Raw genomic sequence first — 22,322 nt, forward strand, 5'->3', positions numbered from 1 at the left:
CCAATCAATTTAAAACAAGAATATCATGAATTACATAGACCATCTAAAATGGCGCTATGCCACCAAAAAATTTGATGCCTCAAAAAAGATAGCTTCGGACAATCTTGAAAAAATAAAGGAGGCCATTCAACTATCCGCTTCATCATACGGTTTACAGTTGTACAAAGTGCTCATAATTGAAAATCCGTTAATAAGGGAACAGTTAAAAACTGCTTCTTGGGGGCAAGACCAAATTACGGACGCTTCGCATTTAATCGTCTTTTGTAATTATACCCATGTGGAAGATACACACGTAGATGATTTTCTACACCGGACGGCCATCACACAGAACATTGAAATGAACAACCTAAGTGACTATGGCAACTTTATGAAAGGAAAAATTAAGGCAATGACAGCATTGGAGTCTTTTCATTGGACGGTCCGGCAGACCTATTTGGCACTTGGCAATTTGCTCAGTGCTTGTGCCGAACTAAAAATTGACTCCTGCCCTATGGAAGGTTTTGAAGCCGATAAATACAACGCTATTCTAGGCCTTACCGAAAAAGGCTTGAATGCCGCTGTAGTTGCAACTATTGGCTACCGCTCCCATGAAGACCACACCCAACATCGCCCTAAGGTTAGAAAACCATTGGAAGAATTATTTGAAGCTGTATGAACCAGACCGCATTATCTTTTCTAGCCGTGTTAGGTGGAGTTTTTTTGGCCGCGCAAGGTGGTTTCAACTCCAATTTGGCCGTGCTGTTAAAAAATCCCCTATTGGCATCTGTTGCCGCATTTTTTAGCAGTACCATTTTTGCGGTGACCTTTGTACTCTTAAGTTCTAAAAGCTCCGCAAATTGGACCGAGGTAAAACAGATACCCCTTTACCTTTGGTTTACCGGTGGATTATTTAGTGTAATGGGAATAAGCCTCTACTATTACACCATTCCAAAACTGGGCATATCCACAATGATATCTTTGGGTTTGTTCGGGCAATTGGCCTTTTCTATTGTTGCCGGGCACTTTGGATGGCTAAACCTACCTGTAGAACCCATAACATTTAAGAGAGGGGCAGGTTTTGTTATACTCATTTCAGGAATTATTTTAATCAATATAAAATGAAAACAAGGGCGGAATTAATACATACGAACATAAAGAATCTAAAATCGCTCTGGGAAACCGCCGGAGCGGCCTTTGACAGCTACCATAAAACACCGGTTTTTGAATATTGCGAGATTCATGCTTCTGAATGGCCTAATAGGTTATGGCTACATCAACCTATAAATCAAGAAACAGTTGATTTGATCAAACAGAAAATAGGGGAAACGGCCACACCTATTACCTTACCGGTTTGGGATATTTATGATGATAACCAAAGTGCAGTTTTAGAGAACAACGACTTTGTTTTCATTTTTGAACAAGTGGGCATGTCCTTAAAACCTTCGCACTTTTTTGATATTCAGGGCGATGTAAATATTGAACGGGTTACGGATTCTACCGAAGCCAAGTTATGGTCCGTGCTCTTTCAAAAATCGTTCGGATATGAAATTAGCCTGGAGACCGTTAGTAAAACACTTAGTGAAATTGAGTATTACATAGCCTATTCCGATGGGCTTGCCGTGGGAACGGCCATACTGCACCAAACCAATTCGGTTATGGGTATCCATGCCATTGGCATACCTCCAGAAATGAGAAGAAGAGGCTACGCAGACCAAATTATGAGATTGCTGATAAACAAAATCATCAAAAACGGATTTGAGTATATAACACTGCAGGCTTCCAACATGGGGTTAAACCTATATCTAAAACTAGGTTTTAAGGAGCAGTTTCTAATAAAAAATTATAGGCTTGCACAACGGTAATCATCCTGCAAGCCTATACTAAACCAATCGTACTTGCTTTGTCTTTGTCCAAAGCACATATAACTTTCAAGAAATAGGCAATTGCCAAAATGGGCCTTCCTTTAATGCCTCATTTAACCCAATTTGGCTTTTGCCCTAACTTGTACCCAGCGTACTTATGCTTCCAATAGTTGCTTTAATTCCTTGGCCGCCTCTGCAGGGTCTTCTGCTCCGTATATGGCCGCACCAGCTACCGCTACGGTTACACCGGATTGTTTAACGGCAGTTATACTGCCTTTGTTAACACCACCTGCAATAGAAACGGATACCCCAGATCTTGCGGCTTCATCTATCAAAACCTGAATTGAGTAACCATCTTCCGCCTGCTCGTCCAAACCGGCATGTAACTCTACAAACTCAGCGCCCAAAGCTATAGCTTCCTGTGCACGCTTTACCCTATCCTTTACTCCAATGGTATCTACCACTACACCTTTACCATGTTCCTTTCCTGCTTTTACTGCTCCTGCTATGGTAGAGTCTCCGGTTGCTCCCAATACGGTAATATAATCCGCTCCTGCTCCAAAAGCCATATTAGCTTCCAACTCACCTGCATCCGCAGTTTTAAAATCGGCCAAGACCAATTTATCGGGAAAAGCATCTTTCATTTTTCTGATTCCGGATAGACCTTCACTTTTAATAAGCGGTGTACCCAGTTCAATAATATCAATGTAAGGTGCCACTTTTGTTGCCAATGCAATGGCATCCTCAATTTTTAATAAATCTATTGCTACTTGTAACTTTGCCATAATTTGCTATTTATCTATATGTATTTATATTCAAAATCTGTTATTCCATATTTGCGTGTCGCTTCCAAAGCTCAGAGGCAGAACTGCCTTCCAAACCCCATAGCGTCTGTATAAGTGCGTCAAACACCAACAGTAACGATTGCTCAAACAAGCTACCTGCGTATTGTTTGGAAATAGTTTCATTGCGCTCCTGTTTCTGCGCGGCAGGTATGGCTACCGTATGGTCTGCCAAAAACGCTAAACGAGAATCTGCATTAGTGGTAAAACATAGGACACCCGCACCCACTTTTTCAGCAGTTTCCGCAGCCCTAACAATTCCGCTTGTAGTACCCGAACCTGAACCTGCTATAAGGACATCTCCCTTTTCAATAGCCGGTGCCGTAGTTTCTCCAACTACATGCACTTTATACCCCAAATGCATTAAACGCATGGCCGCAGCCTTCATCATGAGCCCCGTACGCCCCGCTCCCATTATAAAAATGTGTTCTGCATTGGTAATTGTGGGAATCAACTTTGCTATCTCGGAATACGAGATGGTATGAATTAGTTTTATATGCTCATTTATGATGGTATTCAAAGCACTTTCAACCAATTCTGCGTCTTTTTTTTCCAGTATATTTTCCATAACTCGATCAGCTCTAACTATTTCTATTCATTAACGAGTACAAAGTTATCCTAGCAAACAGCCTCTACACTGATACTATTTGACAGATGACTGGTACAATCTGCCCATATGCATTTTATGTGTGGTGTTATTCGCTATTTTTGTGGTACATTTTGGAAATGGGAAATTTTGCGGCCGATTTTTCGCCTTTAAACCGCGCCCCTTTCAACCTTTAAAAAAAAGCACAGCTATGCTCAGTGATAAAGTATTGTACATCCGAGATTTGGGAAATTGTCCTCCTGCATACTTGAACGATCCGGCAAGACGGGATTTTTATGAAATTGTTTGGTTGCAAAATGAAGACGCCCTTCATGAACCACAACATGATTTTCAGACGCTAAGAGGAGATTGGATTTATTTAATTCCGCCCTATCGTGTACATCAACTTAATAAGGCCGGAAAAAATGGGGTCCTTATCTCATTTAAACAAGAGCTCTTGGAAGGTGATTTAAAGGAATTTTTACTGGACGTTTTCCGAATGTTCAACATACAGGGCGAATTCTCCTGCCTGCAAGTTAACACTGAGAGTTCTAAGGGCTTGGCATCCGTACTCCAGCTTTTAGAAGAAGAGTATAACCAAGAAGCCATTAACCTGGTAATGATAAAAGCTGTTTTAAAGGTATTTCTCTTAAAATTGATTCACTTAAAAGAACAACATTTTACCTTACAGGATATTAATGAAAAGCGTGTTTACGAATTCATGCTCTTACTTGAAGCAAATTACAAGAACCAAAGAAATGCTCAGTTCTACGCAGAAAAATTGGGTATAAGTGCAAAACGCCTGAATCAGATTTTAAAGGAAAAGCTGGATAAAACCGGGGTACAGCTTATTCACGACCGACTTATACTGGAAGCGAAAAGGCAAATTATACATAGTGAGAATACTATTAAGGAAATAGCTTACAATCTGGATTTTAAGGATCATTCCTATTTTAGTAGGTTTTTTAAACTACACGCAGAGCAAACTCCCCAAGAGTTTCAGAACAAGGTAAAGGAGCATGTAATATCCCATGAAAACACCCTGTATAACTAACACGCTTACTTATAACACTATTGAACTTAGTCATACCTAAGCTAAAAAATAATATATCCGGGTACTCCATTTTCCTTTGTATTGATTATTTTTCCAAACCGAATATTTCCGCTCAGTAAACACCAATTATGCGTAAAGAAATAGCCATTGAAACTTGGTACAGAAAAGACCATTTTGAATTCTTTTCTAAGTTTGATGAACCCTTCTATGGTATAACCGCTAAAGTAGATTGCACCCAAACCTACACCACCGCAAAAGAGAAAGGCCATTCTTTTTTCCTGTCCTATCTGCATAAATCTTTGGTGGCCGCAAACAGAACGGTTCAGTTTAGGTATAGAATTGTTGATGGCAAGTTGTACGAATACGAAACTACTGACGCCTCTCCCACCATAAACAGGGCAAACGGTACGTTTGGTTTTTCTCATTTAAAGTACCGCGAAAACTTTGAAGACTTTCTTGACTTAGCGCTTCCCGCCATAGAAAAAGTGCGTAATTCTAACCGACTTATGCCTTCGGAATCCGGCGAAAACGTGATACATTGTTCTGCTATTCCTTGGATAGATTTTACTTCCATATCCCATGCTAGGCATTATGCACGCCCTGACAGTTGCCCCAAGTTTGCCTTTGGAAAAATGACATCTGAAGGTGACAGGTTGTTCATGCCCGTTTCCGTTCATGTACACCATGCCTTGGTAGACGGTTATCATGTAGGGCAATTTATGGAAGAACTCCAAAAATTAATGTAAGCGGAAGTCTTGCTTATTAAAACACAATATTCACAAAAGGGAGTATGGGACTTGTATAAACACTCTCGTCTTTGTCATACAAAACATTATACTTTGCACCAATAGCAATTTTATCGGTAATATTCAATCCTGCGCCAATGAACAGTGCAGAGTCCCAATAATCTTGTTTTATGTCTCCCGTTACCGCCTCTGTTTTAGTGTTTACCTTAAGTTGAGCAAACTCCAAGAGCATAGTAAATCTCTCAACAGGACGATATTGCGTGAGCACATTACCCCCAAAAGTTGTGGTATTCTGCAAATCTTTGATAGAAGTATAACTTCCTTGAATACCTGCACCTATACTTACTTTGTTGCTAACGCTATAAATTAAATTTGGAGATAGGGCTATGTTTGTTCCACCCACAAAACTTAAACCAAATCCGCAGCCAAACCTCAGGCGTTTATCTACAACATCCATACTGTCCTTTACGGCAATATCCGTGACCTGGGCAGATGTATCTATTGAAAAAAAGAGCATTCCTATTAGTAATGCAAACTGTATACTTAGTTGTTTCATTTTAAATATTTTCATAATGTGTGAGATATAATGGTTAGGCCATCGGGATAAATATAAAGTTTTTGCCATTAATTTTAACATTTCCTTTAGATTCTTTTTGCGAGTAGAACTAGCACTAAGCAAAGAAAATTAGAGACAAGACTCCTGAAATACTATTCGCTACGCTGAATAATTACTTTTGGAAATATTTAAATACAACATAATCAAACAAAAACTCTTTACTTTTTTAAAATTTACGGTAAATTGTAGAGAATTACACCAATTTATCCGTACTTGATAAGTTACATTCAGGCTCCAATAAAAATCATTTATAGAATATTTATGGATTGAGGCATGTTTTTTTCTTTTTGCTTCTATAGATGTGTTCGCTTTTTTATTACTTGCTTTAAAACATTTATACAAAAAAGCTATGATAAGAAAAGGAACAGAAGTAAAATGGAAATGGGGCTCAGGAAGCGCCACGGGAAAAGTAGAAAACACCTATGAGGAGTCCGTAACCCGAAAAATTGACGGTAATGAAGTTACCCGTAACGGATCAAAAGACAATAAGGCACTCTACATTAAACAAGAAGACGGGAGCAAGGTCTTAAAGCTTGAAAGTGAAGTTGAGCGTGCAGATTAATTTGTTAGGTGAAAGCGTTTTCTTAATTTAGGATTTTGCAAACTCCATTCAAGAAATTGTAACATTCCACCAATTCGTTTTCCTCCTATGAGCAAGCCCTTTATTACAGACGAGACTTATACATCACAGGATTTTACGGGCAGTAAATTAGCAAAAGGAGATTATGAAAACTGCGTTTTTGAAGGATGTAATTTTGCCGATGCCTATCTGGACAACCAGAATTTTATGGACTGTGAGTTTATAGATTGTAATTTAAGTAATGCCAATATTAGGCATACCACCTTTAACGAAATTTCATTTTCCCATTGTAAAATGATGGGATTAAAATTTGAAGATTGCAATACGTTCTTAATGAACTTTAGTTTTAACAATTGCAATTTAAACTATTCGTCTTTTTACGGGCTAACGCTTCTTAAGCAACAATTTATTTCGTGTAAGTTGATTGAGGCCGATTTTACCGAAGCAACTTTAAAGAGTGCATTTTTTGATGATTGTGATTTGCAAGCCGCTATTTTTGCACGTACCGATCTTGAAAACACAGATTTTAGAACCGCCATTAACTATGTCATAGATCCGGAAACAACAAACCTTAAAAAGGCTCGCTTTTCAAAAAACGGGATTATAGGTCTCTTAAAGAAATACAACCTTAATATAGAACCCTAAGCGGGCAAATGCGTTTACAAACGGATAAATCAGTATCTTACTGACATTTAAACTTGTAAACCATGAACCGATTTCTTTTTGTTTTCCTTTTCCTTTCCTTGAGCATTAAAGCTCAAAACACCACAACATTACCGGAAAATACAAAATCGCCCAACGCTACGCTGTCCGATATTTCATGGATGCAAGGCAATTGGTCAGGCGAGGCCTTTGGTGGAATTACGGAAGAAATATGGGGACCACCTTCCGGAGGCTCCATGATGTTCTCCTTTAAACTGGTGGCAGATGGCAAAGTTTCATTTTATGAACTGGGACATATTCGAGAACTTAATAAAACCTTGGTATACGAGCTTAAACATTTTAATGCCGATTTAAAAGGATGGGAAGAAAAAGATGATGTACAATCTTTTAAGTTGGTTAAAGTTGAAGCAAACCGAGTATATTTTGAAGGCTTTACTTTTGAAAAAGTAAGCGACAATGAAATTAACATCTATGCGCAGATAGGTAATGAAGATGGGTCTGCTCAAGAAGTCATATTCAATTTTAAAAAGTAATAGGTTGAAGAAAAAATGTTTAGACTGTGGCAGCGAGATCAAAGGCAGAGCAGACAAAAAATTCTGCTCAGATTATTGCCGAAATGCGTATCACAACCAAGCCAATAAGGATAGTAACAACCTCATTCGTAATACCAACAACCGCTTACGAAAGAACTATAGAATACTGGATAGTTTTACGCTAAAGGATGGAAAAACCACTACTCCAAAAGCCAAGTTATTAGACAAAGGGTTTGATTTTGATTTTATAACTAGTCTCTACACCACCAAAAAGGGCACGGTGTACTTTTTTGTATATGATTTAGGTTATTTGCCATTGGATAATGACTTCTACATGATTGTAAAGCGGGAGTAATTAATACGCTTACCATAAAAAAAATGCCTCCCTATTCAGGAAGACATCTTATGTTCATTTTTTTAAGTAATGCGTTTGGGGATAAAATGACATTACCAACTATGCCCGGATAATTTTAGTGCGGCCACTACAATATCCTTTCTACTGATCTGGCCTACTAGAATACCGTCTTTCATAACCGGAAGCCTTCTTCTATTGTGCCTGTCAAAAATACCTGCGGCATCAAAAATTGAGATATCGTGAGGAATGGTCTCAACTTCCTTGGTCATGAACTTCTCTACACTTTTATCCAAAATAGGCTGATTAAAATACCTACTTTCAGAAATCTGTTTCATACAATCGGCCTCAGAAATAATTCCTACTAAAAAACCGTTGTCATCCATGACGGGTCCACCTGAAATATTGTACTTGGTAAACTGCTCCATAACCTCCAAAATAGACTGGTCCGGTGTAAAGGTCACCAACTTTTTGGTCATGTAGTCAGATACTAGAATGGGCGCGTCATATTCTTTCTTTACATCTACTTTTGCCCGTGGGCCTTGAAAACTTTTTATTCCCATATAGTTTAGCTTTTATTGCCTAGCGGCAGATTAGGTTAATTACTAAAGATAAGGAATTTTTTAATGAAATATCCAATTATTCGATGAATCACCCATCATATTCTCACCTAATTAATAAAAATAATGTTAATTTTCATTCAAAATACACAAACGAGAAAAGCTATCATCTATTAGAATCTAATGTTTTTAATTGAGAACTTTAACCTATGAAAAGATTTTCCTCCTTACTTTCCTTTCTGCTTTTAGTATTTGCCATTTATTGGGGGTTTCACACCTCAATGCCCGTTTACGAAGAAGATATCTCCGCTCCTGAAAGCTCTTTTTCTACAGACCGAGCATTAGAACACGTAAAGGCGTTATCCCAAGAACCACATGCCATTGGTTTTCCGGGACATAAAAAGGTACAGGATTATATTATCTCCCAATTAGAAGAAATGGGACTTGAGACTTCGCTTCAAAGTGGATATTCGGTAGGTGATTGGGGGAACATGAGCAAACCTATAAATATTTTGGCCAGGATACAGGGGAGCGGCAACGGTAAAGCTTTGCTACTATTGTCCCATTATGACAGTCACCCCCATTCTTCTTTAGGTGCCAGCGATGCAGGCAGCGGGGTTGCTACAATTTTAGAAAGTGTACGGGCCTTTTTATCCAGAGGTAAAGAGCCCATAAATGACATCATTATTTTATTTACAGATGGGGAAGAGCTTGGTCTTAACGGGGCAGACCTTTTTGTAAACGAACACAACTGGGCCAAAGATGTAGGATTGGTTCTTAATTTTGAGGCCAGAGGAAGCGGAGGCCCCAGTTATACCTTTATGGAAACCAATAGGGGCAATCAACATCTGGTGAGCGAATTTATAAAGGCCAACCCCAAATTCCCTATGGCCAACTCCCTTTACTACAGCATCTACAAAATGCTTCCTAATGATACGGACCTTACCGTATTTAGGGAATCTCGGGATATTCAAGGATTCAATTTTGCTTTTATTGACGACCATTTTGACTACCACACAGCACAAGATTCCTATGAGCGCTTGGATAAAAACACCTTGGCACACCAAGGCAGTTATTTAGCTCCGCTTTTAGTCCATTTTAGTTCTATTGCACTTGATCAACTACCAAGTCTAAATGACTATGTGTACTTCAACATACCCTTGTTCGGGGTTATTTCTTATCCGTTTGATTGGATTTGGCCCATGTTAGGGCTTGCCATTTTCCTGTTTCTCTTGATTTTTATCTCTGGAATCAGAAAAAAAAGACTGAGCATTAAAGCTACTCTAACAGGATTTGTTCCGCTGTTGCTTGTTATAGCCCTAAATGGAGCCATAGGATATTTTAGTTGGCCCGCTCTTAAATGGGCCTACCCAAATTACAATGATATCCTGCACGGTTTTTCGTATAATGGCTACGCCTATATATTTGCCTTTGCCTGTCTTTCCTTGGCAATTTGTTTTGGGGTATACCATAAGTTCAGAAAAATGGCCCCAGCAGATTTGGTGGTAGCACCCCTATTATTATGGTTATTTATCTGTGGCATACTAGCAAAATATTTGCCGGGCGCAAGTTTCTTTATTGTACCCATATTTGCTCTTCTTGCGGCTTGGTACGTGATTCAGAATCAAAAAATGCCCAATGTACTACTAATGGTATTTTTAGGCCTACCAGCTGTATGGCTCTATACCCCGTTGATTAAAGGTTTTCCTGTGGGTCTTGGCCTAAAAATGATGATTGGTTGCACTTTGTTGGTTACACTTACATTTGTGCTTTTGTTGCCTCTATTTGGTATGTACACACAAAAAAAAAAGTGGGCCTATCTAGGTTTGTTCGGTTTTATAGGTACTATGGCGTATGCCCATATACACTCAGGATTTGACGCCGAAAATGGCAAACCCAGCAGCCTCGTATACATTCTAAATGAGGATAAAAATACGGCTCAATGGGCGAGTTACGACCAAGTACCTATTGAATGGAACGGGGCCTTTTTAGGAAAGGAAGATAAAATTGACGAAAAGCTGAACGAACACCTCATCAGCAGTAAATACAATACTTTGTTTAAACGTTCCGACAAAGCTCCGCTAAAGGCAATTGATGGCCCCAAAGTTGAAACCGTAAGAGATACGATTATTGAAAATAACCGTATCATAGAGTTATGCATAACGCCACAACGCGATGTAAACCGACTGGATATCTTTACCAAAAATATGAATGTTGAAAAAGTAAAAATTAATCAACTTGAGCTTTCCCCATATTATTTAGAAAGTAGAAAAGCTTCCAAATTGGTTACCCATTACATTACGGACAACGCCTATACCGAAATTGAGATAACCATACCCAAAGACAGTATTCTTGAACTCACCTTTCAAGAAGCTTCAAACAATCTTTTGGACCATCCGCTTTTTAGCGTCCCAAAAAGACCGGAAAACAGCATTCCTATGCCATTTGTGCTCAACGATGCAATTATCACTACCAAAACCATCAAATTTGAATAAGACAATAGCTATTATAGGCTGCGGTTGGTTAGGCCTTCCGTTAGCCAAAAAATTTATAGAAAATGGGTATGCCATAAACGGAAGCACAACATCAACGGATAAACTCCCCTCCCTTTCCGCTGCTGGTATTCAACCCTTCCTTATTTCACTTTCCGAAACCCAAATAATCGGAGACATCAATTTATTTCTAAGCAATGCCGATGTTCTTATTATAAACGTACCTCCAAAATTACGGGGAGAGAACAAAGAAAACTACGTTCAGAAAATGAAACTGATTCGGACTGCGCTGCAATCCTCGTCCGTAAAAAAAGTGATATTCGTAAGTAGCACTTCTGTGTATGGCGCTATAGATGGAGAGGTTACGGAAAAAACTACTCCACAGCCCTCAACTGAATCGGGGAAACAACTTTTGGAATGCGAACAACTGTTTCAAAACGAATCCGGATTTGAAACTACCGTTGTTCGATTCGGTGGATTAATCGGGCCAAATAGGAATCCGGTTACAATGTTATCAAAGAAAAAAAACCTTAAAAACGGTAATGCCCCCATCAATCTAATTCATCTAAACGATTGTATAAGAATCCTCTTTAAGTCCGTTCATGAAGGTTGGGCACCAGAACTGTTTAATGCCGTCTTCCCATATCACCCAAGTAAGCAGGAATATTACACGTTACAGGCTCAAAAACTAGGCCTACAGTTACCTGATTATGATAACGCCACAGCCGTAAAAGGCAAGCAAATACAGTCCTACACCCTTACAAACGTTAAGAAATTTGAGTTTACTACATCGTTGTAGTTCATTTTCACCACAGCTAGGTATCATTTCACAACAAACTGGCGGGATAGTTGTTAATATACCCTGTATTTCATCGATTTAAAAGTAACTTTGGTCTGTAATTTAAAACTATTTGCCATGGAAAATTCAGGTTTAAGAAGCCGGATTCTGATAGAAATCGAGAATCTGATCGCTTCAAGCTGTACCGAGCAAAAAGTTCCCCCATCAATGAAAAAGTTGCATATTGCGATTTTAAAAAATCATTATAATGCAGCAAAAGTGTCTATAGATTATCATAGACGAAGGGTTGAAATGGACATCGTTATGGATGACAAGGATTATGACCCTAAAAAGGTAAATCTCTCTATCCCAACGTTGCACACCAACCTATGGTTTAGAAACTTATATGATTTTTTAGTATCATGTATTGATCAAGACCCTAAAAGCGTGGCTTTTTATTCCATGCTTTTAAAATCGTATCAAAACAACGAGATTTCACTTGTTGCCTAGTACAAACAACCAAACCGACATAAAAAAGGATGCCCAACGGCATCCTTTTTTCATTTATCCTTTTTCATTATGCTTTTATTCACAGCTACATACCGATAATATTGTTAATTTTGCCAACCGCAACCTAAACGATAGAATCGTAAACATAGTTATACATGAAAAAATTAATTGTCGTATTGCTTTTGAGCATCAGTTTTTCAGCCACCGCACAAACCAAAAGCGATTTGCAAAAGCACTATGAAGCCTTTTATGATGAAATGAGACTTCAAGGAGATGTTAATGGAGTAATAAGCGCTCTTACCCACCTTAATGTTATTTCTCCGTCTAAACAGCGCAAAGACACCTTGGCGTTCGTTTATGCCAACAACAACCAGCACATGCAGGCACTGAACACCATTGGTATTGAGAAAGAACCAACGGATTCAGATATGGCCGTTCAGGTAAAAGCTATTTCATTAAAGGCTTTGAACCAGCCTAAACGTGCGTTAGAGCAGTTTGAAGAACTTTTTAAAAGAACACCAAACCCTTATTTGGCGTACGAACTTGCCGATCTAAAAATCCAGACGGGAGCCAATTCTGATGCCGTTGCCAATATTGAGTATGGTATTGCCAACGCAAAAGATGATATGAAATATGCTTTTTATGAAAGACAACAACCTTACGAAGTTCCTTTAAAAGCGGCTTTTCTTCATTTAAGGGCACTTACCATATATGACAACAATAAAGGCGATATTGATGCCGCAATAGCCAAAATAGATGAAGCTCTTGCCATAGACCCTAACTTTAATTTAGCAAGCTTAAGCAAACAAGCCTTGCAGTCTAGAAAAAATCCTCCCCCAGCGGAAGAAGCGAAAAACAAGCAATAGGTTTTTCCTCTTTACTGTACAACATTGCAATACCGCACTTAGGTTTTTCCTATTGTGCGGTATTTTTTTGATAACCATCTCTTCATTTTGACTTAACAATGTGGCCTATTAAATATTGGAACTTTAGCACCAACTATATAACCCTAAATTCCATATTTAAAGATGAAAAAATTAGTGCTCCTGGGTGCAGGTCTCTGCATGCTAAATTCTTGCGATTATATTGATGATTTTGTTGGTGAGGGTCCCGCGCCCAAATCAGTATCTCCTACTGAAGTTTTAAAAACCAACACGCAATATCTATTGCCCCATACGGTCCTGAACACTATAAACGGAGATGTTGAAGTTAGAAATGGCGGTTTTGGCTCAGGTGCTACCGCTCACCCTACCGAAGAAGCCGATTTTTATGCCATTACCGACCGTGGACCGAATACCAACTACTTGGATGGAAAGAAATTCCCTGTTGCAGAATACACGCCGCGCATTGGTCACTTTACCGTTACCTCTTCTGGAAAAATAGAACTTCTTGATGAAATTCTTTTAAAAGACCCAAGAGGTAAAACTATAACCGGAATACCCAATCCCGAAGGAAAGGGAGCTACCGGTGAAATACCTTATGATGCCGCTGGAAATGCAATTCCTTTTGATGATTTTGGTCTGGATTCCGAAGGTATCGTAGCATTAAAAGACGGTACGTTTTGGGTATCCGATGAATACGGGCCACACATCGTACACTATTCGGCCAATGGGGTTCAAATAGAGCGCATATCCCCAATGGGTGTCAATGAAGGTACGGGAGACCGAAAATTACCTGCTGTCTTTGCCAAAAGACGTGCCAACCGGGGAATGGAAGGTCTTGCTATTACTCCAGATGAAAAGACCCTTGTGGGTATTATGCAATCTACAATGTACAACCCAGAAAAAATTCAGTCCAATATTACACGCATCGTAACATTTGATTTGGAAACGGGCTACACCAGGCAATATGTATACGTTCAGAAAAAAGCCAATCTTTCCAACTCAGAAATTACCGCAATTTCCAACACCGAGTTTTTGGTGGTAGAACGCGATGGCAAATTTGCTGGTGAAGGACCGGCCCAAAAACATATCTACAAAATAAATCTTAACGGGGCTACTGATATAAGCGGCAACAACCCAAAAGATGAAAACGGCCTCATGATAGGAGATAAGACCATTGAGCAATTAACCGTTCAGGAATTGGCAGCTGCAAAAATTGTTCCCGTTCAAAAGGAACTAGTAGTAGACCTTGTAGCGGAATTTGGTTATGCCCATGATAAACTTGAGGGCATCTGGGTTATGAACAGTAACACCCTTGCTTTTATTAACGATGATGACTTTGCGGTATCAGACAATGATGGAGACGGTGTTATTGAGCAAAAAATACTGCCAGGAACTACAGATATAGACGCTAGCTCACTCTACATGGTAAAGACAAATTTTAAATAGACCTATCCTTATACCATTCTTATACTAAGCGGCCTGTCTATAATAGACAGGCCGCTTTTTATTTAGAAATCCAAAATCAAATTTGTATCCAGCTTATTATTTACCACTACATTAAACTGGTTCCTGAACGCATTATAAGCTTCTATCATTTGTAAAAGCGACTCATTGGGGTCCGTTCTATAGTACAAATCGCCCTTAACCTTTAGCATATAGGTTTTGAATATTTTCTGGCGACTCTTTACTTGTGGAATATCAAATTCTTTAGGGTAAGTAGATTCCGCCAATTGGTTTTGTTTCGTAATCATATCTTCGATCACTAAACTTAAATCTTCCTTATTGGCAACCGTTTGCAAGGCGTCAAAACTGGTTTCAAAAGACGCGAACTCTATCCAGTCTTTCAAAATGGCCTGCGCTTCTGGCTTTATAGGCAGCTTCTTGGGCCATTTTTCATTACCTATTTCATAAGTTGCCGTATCCTCAACAACCAATTCCTGTTTCTGTTCTTTACACGCCATTATGGTCAACAACGCTAAACCAAAGAAGAAGATTCTTTTCATAAAGCGAATGTACAAATTTTAAGAAACGCTATCTTTATTCCCAATTCATTTAACGAGACATTAATGGAAAAATCGATTCTGATTATAGGTGCTTGCGGTCAAATAGGCACGGAGCTAACGTTGTCCTTACGCGATACTTATGGCAATGAAAGTGTAATTGCCAGTGATATTAGAGAAGGAAACGAAAGTTTAATGAATTCAGGTCCGTTCGAGATTTTAGACGCTACGGATTACGATGCTCTTGAAGAGGTTGTGGCCTATTATGAAATTACCGAAGTTTACCTCATGGCAGCCATGTTGAGTGCAACTGCGGAAAAATTTCCGATGCGGGCGTGGAACCTAAATATGAATTCGCTCTTTAATGTACTTAACCTAGGAAAGGAGAAAAAAATAGATAAGATATTCTGGCCTTCCAGTATCGCAGTCTTTGGACCTAACACTCCAAAAGAAGGTACTTTACAAAGCACCATTATGGAACCCAGCACGGTGTACGGCATAAGTAAACAATCCGGCGAGCGCTGGTGCGATTATTATTTTCATAAATATGGTGTGGATGTACGGAGCATTCGTTATCCAGGACTAATAAGTTGGAAAACAATGCCAGGTGGTGGCACAACGGACTATGCCGTAGAAATCTACCACAAAGCATTATCCGAAGGCACCTATACCTGCTTTTTAAAAGAAGACACGGAACTTCCTATGATGTTTATGGAGGACGCCATTAAAGCTACACTACAGCTTATGGATGCCGAACCGGAAAAAGTAAAGGTGCGCTCTTCTTACAATTTGTCGGCCATGAGCTTCACCCCTGCCCAAATGGCAAATTGCATCCAAAAACATATTCCCGATTTTAAAATTTCTTACGAACCGGATTTTAGACAAGCCATTGCGGACTCTTGGCCCGGAAGCATTGATGATAAAGAAGCTAGACTTGACTGGGGCTGGAAAGCAGAATTTGACCTAGAAAAAACCACAAAAGAAATGTTGGAAAATTTGGCTTAGAAAACCAAATTCTCCAACATTTGACCGTACACTTAAATCTAGACCAAAAGCCCAAGTTTATTTTTTAGAATTACGGATTTCGTTACTTTGTTTGGAAACAATGATGAAATTGGACCTCCGGTTTTCAAGATGTTTTTCGGCACTACATTTTACGCCATTGGCACATTCATTTTTTAAACGATATTCACCATAGCCATGAGCGCTCTCAATCCTATCGGCATCAATACCTTTTGAAATCAGGTAGCGTCTGGTAGATTTTGCACGATTATCGGACAACTCCAAATTATAGTCATCCGTACCCCTAGCATCCGTATGTGACTCAATTTTAATTTTGATTTCAGGGAATTTAGTCATGGCAAAAAGCACTTTTTCCAGTTCTATTTCTGCCCTAACTGTTATATCAAATTTATCATACTCAAAATATATTGGATCTACCTTTATCTTCTCTACATCTCCATCTTTTTCAACCAAACTATCAAAAGGAGTTAAGTATACCTTATTATCCTTAGAAGGTGCTTCCGGGTTTTCTCCCGTTTCAATTACGATTATTTCTTTGGAAAACCCTGCCTTAGAAAAAACCAACGTATTTTTCTTATTACAAGGAAGTATTACGTTGTAATAACCCAATTCATCCGTTCTATGGACAGAAACAAGTTCATCTGCCGCATTTTTCAGTTCTACATTGGCATTTGCAATGGGTTCGCCCGTTTGCTTGTTCATTACATAACCTGAATATTCCAAACAATCTACAGGTTTCACCTTCTCAAAGCGGTAAATATCATCATCACCCTTACCTCCTGACCGATTAGAAGCAAAATAACCATTGCCCTTTTTATCTGCTCTAATGAACGAAAAATCATCCATATTACTGTTCAAAGGTTTACCCATATTAAGCGGAAGGGAATACTCGGTTTTTGAAGAGATTACAGAACCAAAAATGTCCAGTCCTCCCAATCCATAATGGCTGTCCGAAGAAAAATACAATACTTCATTACTTACGAACGGAAACATCTCCCTACCCCTTGTATTTATTGCCGGACCCAAATTCATAGGGTCCGAAAGCACATCGCCATCATTGTTTAGATCAACCACATAAATATCCGTCTCGCCAAACCCACCGGGCATATTAGAAGTAAAATATAAATGTCTCCCATCCGGACTCAATGCTGGGTGTCCACAAGAGTAATCTTTACTATTAAAGCTTAATGAAGTTACATTGACCAGCTCATTGTTACGTATCGTTCCCCTTAAAATCTGCATATTGGAGAGGCCATCTTCATTGGCACTCAACTTATTTTTCTTTTTAAGATAGTTCCTTGTAAAATATACGGTCTGGCCATCCCAAGAAAACGTCAAAGTTGCATCATGGTAAGAAGACTCTAAATTCTCCAAATATTTTTCTGGGATATAGCTCGCGTCATCAGGTCTTGTAATATAGAGATCCAAATAAGGCTGTTTGTTCCAAGGATACAATTCCCCATTAGATTTTATGGTGTCCCTGGCTGAAGCAAAAATTAATCCGTCATTAAAAAACATGGGGCCAAAATCAGATTTTCTACTATTGAAAGCCAAGTTCGTGGTTTCGTATTTCTCTTTCTCTGCAAGTGTGCTGTCCAAATGTTTTTTTTGTGACAACATCATGTTCAATCTATTTTCATCCGTATAAAAATCCCTCAGCAATTGATCTGCCTTTTCTATTTTCATACTCGCCTTAAGGCTTTGCACCAATTTAATAATGTTGCTCTCACCAACATTCTTGCCTTTAATCAAGTACAACTTCTCATACCATTTTACAGCTTCTTGATATCTATTCATATTAAAATAACTATCGGCAAGATGTTGTATAACTTCCAAAGTAGGTCTCTTTTTTTCCGTTACCAGATCGCTGTATAGTTCAATTGCCTTATCAAATTTGAAATCGGCAAAATAGGCATTGGCCCTTTCTTCTTTGCTTTGGGCGGAAACGCTAAGGTATGCGCCCAAAAATAGGTATAGTATTATTTTTTTCATGGTTGTCGGTTTTTAGAAAAATCTGGGTGACAATGCTCTTTTCTTAGCATCAAATAAGTTGTATTTGAGAATAATCTCATGCGAACCATCATTATAACTTTCTAAACCAGTTATGGAATAATCATAGGCATATCCTAAGAAGAAGCTTTTAGAAATATGCAACCCAACTAATGCACTCACCGCATCATCATAGCGGTACGCCAAACCCAAAGCCAAGGTTTCCTTTATCAAGAAATTACCGGACACATCTACGGTTATAGGCGCTCCGGCCACATGTTTTGTTAGAATAGCCGGCTTGAATTTTAAATTATCCGAGAGGTCCATAACATAACCTGCCATGACATAATACTGACTTTTCCGATCAGTCACCTCTATCTCATTGTCATTGTAGATTTGAGAATTTAAAAAGTTGTGCGTAGAAACCCCAACATACCACCTATCACTATGAAAGTATGCTCCTGCACCAAATACAGGTCGTAATTTATTTACGTTTTCGGCAAAAATAGGGTCTAGTCCGTCCTGGTAGCTTCCTTTGGACCAGTCTACTTTTAAAACATCTATACCTGCATTGATTCCCAAAGACAACTTTGTAAAATAGCCCGTAGGAATCTCATAAGAAAAGGTTCCGTTTACATCTAAATTATTAGCTGCCCCAATGTTATCATTGATAGCTGTAAGACCTACTCCTACTCTTTCTCGCAATCTACCCTGAACAGAAAAGGATTGTGTCTCTGGGGCTCCATCTATACCAACCCATTGCGAACGATGCAAAAGCGTAGCCTCTAGAATACCTCTAGACGAGTATCCGGAATTTAAGGCCGCTGTATTATACATGTATTGGGTATATTGAGGCGGTTGTTGGCCATATATTCTGCTCATATTAAAAACAAGATAGCAGAGCATAACTATCTTTATAGTGGTGCAAAGTGATTTCATAACTGGTAAAGGTTTGGTGTGAATTGTTTAAAGAACTACTTATTATCTAGCCAATTGAAGCCAGCCGACAAGGTTTCTCTCTAATTCAGGAATCTTAATGGAATAGTAGTATGTTCCTGACGGTAAATGATCTCCATTGTTCAAAACACCTTTTACATTAGCTAGACCGTTCCAAGTATTGCGGTAGTCTGCCATTTTATAAACAAGGTTTCCGTTACGATTATAAATTTCTATAGTATTTGAGTAATCTTCAATACATTGAACCGTGAAGAAGTCATTGAATCCATCATTGTTAGGAGTGAATTCATTGAAGACTTTCAAACAAAATTCTTCACCCAGGACCATTCCACAAGAGATTGTCTCAACATCTAAGGACATCATTTTACTTGGGCTACATATTGAATCATCTGAATAGGAAACGCTAATTTGGGTGGCACTTAACTCTGTCCAACGAACAGTTACAAAGTTATCTGTAGAAGTCCCTCCTTCCGTAATGGTACCACCAGATACAGTCCAAACATAATCTTCTTTGTCAGCATTAGTTTCATACGTGTACGAACGCCCACGGCATATTTCCTCAGATTCGCCGGTTATAGTAATAGGAGAGATACCGTCAGCAAATATATTTGCCATAATTCTTAATCGCTCACTACTTTCGCAACCATTTTCGACAGCGGCTACATAATACCAACGGCCATCTTCTATAGGTGTAGAAGGGTCGATTGCGTTTCCACGTAAACGGCTATCATAAAACACAACATTGGTTTGATCAACTTGAATATCCCCAACCGTAGGACCATCACTTTCACAAAAGACTTGACTACTAGAATTTGTCGTAGGTCTAGGAACATCATTTACTTGTACCGTTATCTGTACTCTAGCCAACACGGATGCCGGTATACCCGCAATTCCTGCAAAATAAACCTCACCATCAACCAGAGGTGTATTAGCATTTAACTGCAATCCTGCCGTGAGGTCATTAAAAAGTGCAATATCGTTTAGGCCCACTTCTAAATCTGCTACAGTAGCAAAATCAGAGGCACAAAACACTTGGAAAATATCATCTACAATTAAATCTGGAAGGTCTACAGGAATTTCTTCGGACACGGTACACAAAACACCTTGTACAAAAGCTTCAAGCGTATTATCTATATCTGAAACTAGATCAATTGCATCTACTGGGATGCTGAACGATGAATCTGCCGCTACGACACCATCAAAAAGGTTGCCGTTTATACTTAAGGATATAGTTTCACCAACCATAACATCACCAGAGACGGTTCCGGTTACATTTACCGAATTATTGCCGTTAAAGATATCAATTAGACCATCTAGGCTAATCATTGGGTTGGAATCAATAGATACGATTTTAGTAAAATCAACTACATTAACCTGAACCGATTGTAAATCTCCCGGAGCGTTTTCACAACCCGCCAAATCATGTTTAACGGATACAAAATACATGTATGGGCCACCTGCTTCCGTTAATCCTGTAATGGTAAACACACCATTGGAATCTATTTCATAAGTAACTCCTCCAGAAACCAGACCGTCCGTAATCTCATTGGTTTTGTTTACATCAAAATACCATGAATACGTACCATCTACCGAACTGGTTGGAACCAATACCACGTTATCCGAAAAACAAATAGGGTTTTCATTTCCTACAACAGTTATATCACCTGCCGTTGGAACAGACTCTACATTTATCGTGACCTCAGTTCTAGGCGATTCTTTGAGACAACCTATTTCCGCAGCTGCTACATAATAGGTAGTATCTGAGCTAAGTATTGGTGTAGTAAATGCTTCACCTGAATCTAAGGTTGCCAGTAGGTTTCCGTCTTCTTCTGCATCGTACCACCTTAGCTCAACATTATCGTCGTTCTCAACTTCCGCAACAACGCTAGTGCTAAAACCGGCACAGATATTTAGGTCATCTGAAGTAGAAGTTATTACTGGTCTTGCAGGAGCCCTAAATACATCAAAAAGTGAAAGTTCTTGATCAATGCTGACACCTAGTAAGGATGATAAACGTACAGTTACCCGATCAATAGGAGTTGTAGGGTCAAAACCTATTACTGCCGCCTGGCCACTTTCTAACAGACCCAATACATCTAGATCCAATAAACTTGATAAATTATCTGAGTATATAGATTGGCCTGCGCCATCTTGACCAATTACTTCAATTGAATTAGCTATACCCAATTGTAGCAAAGACGGGTTCATTGCCATCTTTATATAATAATTATCACCTGTATCTTCCGGACTATCAAAATAAAAAGTCTGCTCAATACCGGCTAGAACATCAACAAGGCCTAAACTTAATTCAGAAAAGGTAGTATCATCACCATCTATGGCAAACTCGGGGTTAGCAACTCCGGCCCCGCCTAAACCTAAAAGATCTAGAGTTAGGCCTTCTCCACTAAAAGAAGTATAATTAGGTGCACCACATGTAGTGTCTCCTTCTCCATAATAGGCCCCATACACATTAAGGTCTCGTTCTTGGCCCAGTCCTATTAAGGACCCAACACTATTTGTTATACTAACCCTATCATAAGGACTAGATGGCGTAAGAGCCAGAAAATAATCTCCGTTCTTATCCGTTACCACACGCGCTTCATCTGATGAAAACGCATTAACAAGTCCTGAATTAGTCTGAAGTACACTATCATCAATATTGAACGCCTCTACAGAAAATTCTTGATTACCAACAAGTAATGTTCCAACAATATCAGAAAGTAGACCACCTAGGCTACCACCCAATAGACTGGATAGTATATCATCTTCAGTAGCAATTTTTATAAAACTGGTAGTGTTTGCTGGTACCGTAGTAGGGTAATTAAGTTCCAAAAGACCGTTATAATTACCAATACCCAATACAATTCCGGAACCGGCCCGTACAATTGCATTGGTTGCTAAATCCGAATCTATGGCGTTATTTGGTTGGGTAACTGAACTTTGGTTTGAAATGGCGTCGGCATAAACCCTATCCTGTGCATAGGAGACCGAACAAACAAAAAATAGCCAGATTAAAAAGTTTTGCTTCAGCGTAGTTTTACGTATCATAGGCAAACTGTGTAGGTTAAGTCTTATAAAAAACTCAAATACGAGAAACATTATTGTTTATGCTATTATATACCCTCGGTGAAATGCGTATTTATTCGATGAAAGGATTTCTTATCGATAAAATGTAGTTTAAAAGTGTCATTTATCGAGTTCCAAAACCTACAAATATTTTATTTACTGATAAACAACACTTTACAATGTTTGTAAAGAGAATAGCCTCAATACTATTCAATGCTAATAAAAAGGACAATATGATTTCCCCATAATT

Annotated in this window: 23 protein-coding genes; 15 read left to right on the top strand and 8 right to left on the bottom strand. The window is 38.9% G+C overall.

Translation table 11 applies throughout. The features are described 5' to 3' along the window. Positions 1 to 25 precede the first annotated feature (25 nt). From H9565_RS00285 to H9565_RS00295, 3 genes are read left to right on the top strand one after another with little or no spacing between them, the layout of a single operon-like run. Positions 26 to 655 carry an NAD(P)H-dependent oxidoreductase gene (locus H9565_RS00285; RefSeq protein ID WP_215436031.1) on the top strand — a complete coding sequence of 210 codons (630 nt, stop codon included), beginning with the start codon at positions 26 to 28 and terminating at the stop codon, positions 653 to 655. Next, positions 652 to 1,101 (top strand): DMT family transporter, encoded by a 450-nt coding sequence (locus H9565_RS00290; protein ID WP_215436032.1) that lies wholly within the window; start codon positions 652 to 654, stop codon positions 1,099 to 1,101. The genes H9565_RS00285 and H9565_RS00290 overlap by 4 nt, the downstream gene beginning before the upstream one ends. Continuing rightward, positions 1,098 to 1,841, top strand: a complete 744-nt coding sequence (locus H9565_RS00295; protein WP_215436033.1) for a GNAT family N-acetyltransferase — start codon at positions 1,098 to 1,100, stop codon at positions 1,839 to 1,841. Before H9565_RS00290 ends, H9565_RS00295 begins: the two co-directional genes overlap by 4 nt. Positions 1,842 to 1,996: 155 nt before the next feature. Here H9565_RS00295 and hxlA read toward each other — a convergent pair whose 3' ends face one another. Together hxlA and hxlB are read right to left on the bottom strand one after the other, a co-directional pair. Next, the gene (gene hxlA, locus H9565_RS00300; RefSeq protein WP_215436034.1) at positions 1,997 to 2,626 is read right to left on the bottom strand and encodes a 3-hexulose-6-phosphate synthase; all 630 of its coding nucleotides are present in this window, start codon (positions 2,624 to 2,626) and stop codon (positions 1,997 to 1,999) included. Positions 2,627 to 2,666: 40 nt separating this feature from the next. Next, positions 2,667 to 3,251, bottom strand: a complete 585-nt coding sequence (gene hxlB, locus H9565_RS00305; protein WP_215436037.1) for a 6-phospho-3-hexuloisomerase — start codon at positions 3,249 to 3,251, stop codon at positions 2,667 to 2,669. A gap of 229 nt (positions 3,252 to 3,480) precedes the next feature. On the opposite strand from hxlB, the gene H9565_RS00310 reads away from it, so the two are divergent. Further along, a complete protein-coding gene (locus tag H9565_RS00310) occupies positions 3,481 to 4,323 on the top strand; it encodes a helix-turn-helix domain-containing protein (RefSeq protein WP_215436042.1) in 843 nt (280 codons plus the stop codon). A gap of 128 nt (positions 4,324 to 4,451) precedes the next feature. Further along, positions 4,452 to 5,069: a chloramphenicol acetyltransferase gene (locus tag H9565_RS00315; protein ID WP_215436045.1), complete on the top strand. Its 618-nt coding sequence runs from the start codon at positions 4,452 to 4,454 to the stop codon at positions 5,067 to 5,069. Between the two features lie 16 nt (positions 5,070 to 5,085). Here the strand turns inward: H9565_RS00315 and H9565_RS00320 are convergent, their stop codons facing one another. After that, entirely contained in the window at positions 5,086 to 5,625 is a 540-nt protein-coding gene (locus H9565_RS00320; protein WP_215436047.1) for an alpha-ketoglutarate decarboxylase, read from the bottom strand. Between the two features lie 409 nt (positions 5,626 to 6,034). Here H9565_RS00320 and H9565_RS00325 point away from each other — a divergent pair, with 409 nt between their 5' ends. From H9565_RS00325 to H9565_RS00340, 4 genes are all read left to right on the top strand, one after another. Beyond that, entirely contained in the window at positions 6,035 to 6,247 is a 213-nt protein-coding gene (locus H9565_RS00325; protein WP_215436048.1) for a hypervirulence associated TUDOR domain-containing protein, read from the top strand. Between the two features lie 87 nt (positions 6,248 to 6,334). Continuing rightward, entirely contained in the window at positions 6,335 to 6,910 is a 576-nt protein-coding gene (locus H9565_RS00330) for a pentapeptide repeat-containing protein (protein ID WP_215436051.1), read from the top strand. 62 nt (positions 6,911 to 6,972) lie between these two features. Next, positions 6,973 to 7,461, top strand: a complete 489-nt coding sequence (locus tag H9565_RS00335) for a DUF6265 family protein (protein WP_215436058.1) — start codon at positions 6,973 to 6,975, stop codon at positions 7,459 to 7,461. A 4-nt stretch (positions 7,462 to 7,465) separates the two neighbouring features. Further along, positions 7,466 to 7,816, top strand: a complete 351-nt coding sequence (locus H9565_RS00340; protein WP_215436062.1) for a hypothetical protein — start codon at positions 7,466 to 7,468, stop codon at positions 7,814 to 7,816. Between the two features lie 92 nt (positions 7,817 to 7,908). On the opposite strand, the gene H9565_RS00345 is transcribed toward H9565_RS00340, so the two are convergent. Beyond that, complete coding sequence (locus tag H9565_RS00345) at positions 7,909 to 8,376, bottom strand: CBS domain-containing protein (protein ID WP_215436065.1); 468 nt, start codon at positions 8,374 to 8,376, stop codon at positions 7,909 to 7,911. A gap of 206 nt (positions 8,377 to 8,582) precedes the next feature. Here H9565_RS00345 and H9565_RS00350 point away from each other — a divergent pair, with 206 nt between their 5' ends. From H9565_RS00350 to H9565_RS00370, 5 genes are all read left to right on the top strand, one after another. After that, positions 8,583 to 10,868, top strand: a complete 2,286-nt coding sequence (locus H9565_RS00350; RefSeq protein ID WP_215436067.1) for a M28 family peptidase — start codon at positions 8,583 to 8,585, stop codon at positions 10,866 to 10,868. Then, positions 10,861 to 11,664: an SDR family oxidoreductase gene (locus tag H9565_RS00355; protein ID WP_215436069.1), complete on the top strand. Its 804-nt coding sequence runs from the start codon at positions 10,861 to 10,863 to the stop codon at positions 11,662 to 11,664. Before H9565_RS00350 ends, H9565_RS00355 begins: the two co-directional genes overlap by 8 nt. 117 nt (positions 11,665 to 11,781) lie before the next feature. Continuing rightward, positions 11,782 to 12,153, top strand: a complete 372-nt coding sequence (locus H9565_RS00360) for a hypothetical protein (protein WP_215436070.1) — start codon at positions 11,782 to 11,784, stop codon at positions 12,151 to 12,153. A 155-nt stretch (positions 12,154 to 12,308) separates the two neighbouring features. After that, positions 12,309 to 13,019, top strand: a complete 711-nt coding sequence (locus tag H9565_RS00365) for a hypothetical protein (RefSeq protein ID WP_215436071.1) — start codon at positions 12,309 to 12,311, stop codon at positions 13,017 to 13,019. A 162-nt stretch (positions 13,020 to 13,181) separates the two neighbouring features. Continuing rightward, a complete protein-coding gene (locus H9565_RS00370; protein ID WP_246560114.1) occupies positions 13,182 to 14,483 on the top strand; it encodes an esterase-like activity of phytase family protein in 1,302 nt (433 codons plus the stop codon). 62 nt (positions 14,484 to 14,545) lie between these two features. Here the strand turns inward: H9565_RS00370 and H9565_RS00375 are convergent, their stop codons facing one another. Then, a complete protein-coding gene (locus H9565_RS00375; RefSeq protein ID WP_215436073.1) occupies positions 14,546 to 15,040 on the bottom strand; it encodes a hypothetical protein in 495 nt (164 codons plus the stop codon). Positions 15,041 to 15,103: 63 nt separating this feature from the next. Here H9565_RS00375 and H9565_RS00380 point away from each other — a divergent pair, with 63 nt between their 5' ends. After that, positions 15,104 to 16,042, top strand: a complete 939-nt coding sequence (locus tag H9565_RS00380; protein WP_215436076.1) for an NAD-dependent epimerase/dehydratase family protein — start codon at positions 15,104 to 15,106, stop codon at positions 16,040 to 16,042. Positions 16,043 to 16,099: 57 nt separating this feature from the next. Here H9565_RS00380 and H9565_RS00385 read toward each other — a convergent pair whose 3' ends face one another. The 3 genes from H9565_RS00385 to H9565_RS00395 are packed head-to-tail and all read right to left on the bottom strand — an operon-like array spanning position 16,100 to position 22,054. Then, on the bottom strand, positions 16,100 to 18,052 hold the full coding sequence (locus H9565_RS00385) for an OmpA family protein (protein ID WP_215436079.1): 1,953 nt from the start codon (positions 18,050 to 18,052) through the stop codon (positions 16,100 to 16,102). A gap of 12 nt (positions 18,053 to 18,064) precedes the next feature. Next, positions 18,065 to 18,988, bottom strand: a complete 924-nt coding sequence (locus H9565_RS00390) for a PorP/SprF family type IX secretion system membrane protein (protein ID WP_215436082.1) — start codon at positions 18,986 to 18,988, stop codon at positions 18,065 to 18,067. Between the two features lie 42 nt (positions 18,989 to 19,030). After that, positions 19,031 to 22,054, bottom strand: coding sequence for an Ig-like domain-containing protein (locus H9565_RS00395; RefSeq protein WP_215436085.1), 3,024 nt, complete (start codon positions 22,052 to 22,054; stop codon positions 19,031 to 19,033). Positions 22,055 to 22,322 lie beyond the last annotated feature (268 nt).

Origin of the sequence: Zobellia russellii (genome assembly GCF_018728565.1) — a bacterium.
Taxonomy (GTDB): Bacteria; Bacteroidota; Bacteroidia; order Flavobacteriales; family Flavobacteriaceae; genus Zobellia; species Zobellia russellii.